This is a genomic window from Bacillus sp. P4_D3, assembly GCF_056401855.1.
This window is the reverse complement of record NZ_JBFUIN010000560.1, coordinates 1-2021: the sequence shown is the minus strand read 5'-3', so window position 1 is coordinate 2021 and position 2021 is coordinate 1. Positions and strand designations below refer to the sequence as shown.

Annotated in this window: 1 protein-coding gene and 1 pseudogene; one reads left to right on the top strand and one right to left on the bottom strand. The window is 35.6% G+C overall.

All coding sequences use genetic code 11. From position 1 onward, the window contains the following. A partial coding sequence (locus AC1DTM_RS24060; protein ID WP_477001062.1) for an MATE family efflux transporter occupies positions 1 to 1350 on the bottom strand: 1350 nt, incomplete at its 3' end. 182 nt (positions 1351 to 1532) lie between these two features. On the opposite strand from AC1DTM_RS24060, the pseudogene uppP reads away from it, so the two are divergent. Beyond that, a pseudogene (gene uppP / locus AC1DTM_RS24055) lies at positions 1533 to 2021 on the top strand (bacitracin resistance undecaprenyl-diphosphatase); the annotation flags it as partial.

Here is a 2021-nt window from a genome sequence, read left to right as displayed (position 1 = left end):
GTTTTGCGTTGTATATTTTCTTTGTACTTGGAAGAGACGGATAAGCAGGAAGATTGCTCCAAATGCTAGACCGATAATAAGACCGATCCAATACCCTTTTGCTGCCCAGTCAGTATAAGTTGCTAACATGTAGCCAAGAGGTAGACCTATTACCCAATAAGCTATTAATGTCATAATTAAGGCAACATTTACGTCTTTATAACCACGAAGTGCTCCTTGTACTGGAGTTGCAATCGCATCTGAAATTTGAAATAAAATCGCGAATATAAGAAATTCTTTAGCTAAATGATGGACATTTGCATTTGTCGTATAAATAGAAGCAATTTCATCATCAAAGAAATAAAGAAGGATTGAATATAAAAGAGCGAAAGCAAGGGCTAATCCAATTCCGATAAATCCATATTGTTTCGCATTATTGTATCGTTTTGCTCCAACTTCAAATCCAACTGCTATCGTCATTGCCATTGCTAAACTTAAAGGAGTCATATATAACAAGGAAGCAAAGTTCATAGCTGCTTGATGTGCTGCTATTGTTGTCGTACTAAAATTGCTCATCATAAGTGTTACCGCAGCGAAAATACTCGTCTCAAAGAAGATAGCAAATCCGATAGGGACACCAAGTTTCAGGAATTCCTTCCAGCTCGTAAAGGAAGGGCGGTATAACTGTTTAAAGATATTGAAAGAAGCGAAAGGCTCTTTCGTACGAATAATAATGACGGTAATAATTAAAATACACCAATATGTTGCTGCAGAAGCGATTGCCGCACCAACACCACCGAGTTTTGGAAAGCCAAAGTGACCAAAAATTAATAAGTAATTTAATACTACGTTAATTGGTAATGATAGTAATGTAATAATCATAGTTGTTCGAGTTTTTCCTAATGCATCAATAAATCCACGTAAGACGGTGTAAGTAAATAAAGGGATAATTCCAATCGCGATAATACTTAAAAATTGTGCTGCAATACGTTCCACAGGTTCTTCTAATTGCATGCCGTTTAAAATAGGTGAAACAGCGAAGAATCCGATAAGGATAACAACGAAACTAGCACAAATTGCTAAATATACTGCTTGTATGAYAATGTGGGGAACGTCCTCCTTTTTCTTTGATCCAACGAGCTGCGCAACAATAGGAGTAGTAGCCATTAAAATTCCTGTTAAGCCGGTACTAACGGGAAGCCATATACTTGTCCCGATAGCAACACCCGCTAAATCAATAGGACTTGCATGTCCTGACATTGTCGTATCAAAAAAGCTCATCGAAAATAATGACATTTGCGTTACAAAAATCGGGAAAAAGAGTAATAAAAATTGCTTTAACTTTTGTGAGAATGAAGTAGTTTCTTTCATAAAATCCCCTTTCAACGTAAAAAACAAACTCTTATTATCATACAATTTAATCAAAAAATAGAAAAGAAATAAGCGTATACAACAAATGAAATCAATAAAAAAAGGATGCACTTTGAAAAGGGATAAGGTATTATGATAAGGTGTGAAAAAATTACATATTCGTTATTAAGGAGGCACTACTTGTGGCTGATTGGTTAATTGGATTAATCATGGGTGCTGTTGAAGGTTTAACAGAGTTTCTACCAGTTTCATCAACAGGACATATGATTTTAACAGGTCATTTACTTGGATTCGACGATGAGAGAGCGAAAGTTTTCGAAGTTGTTATTCAGTTGGGATCGATTTTAGCAGTTGTTGTTATATTTTGGAAACGTTTATGGTCATTAGTTGGAATAGGGAAAGTAACTGATGGACCATCTTTAAATTTATTACATATTATTATCGGGATGATTCCTGCCGGCATACTCGGCGTATTATTCCATAGTGCAATTAAAGAAGTTTTATTCGGTCCAGGACCGGTTGTTATTAGCTTAGTAGCTGGTGGTATTTTAATGATTGTTGCTGAGAAGTTTTCAAAACCAAGTACAGCAAGAACGTTAGATGAAATCACATATAAGCAAGCATTTACAATCGGAATGTTCCAATGTTTAGCACTTTGGCCAGGATTTTCT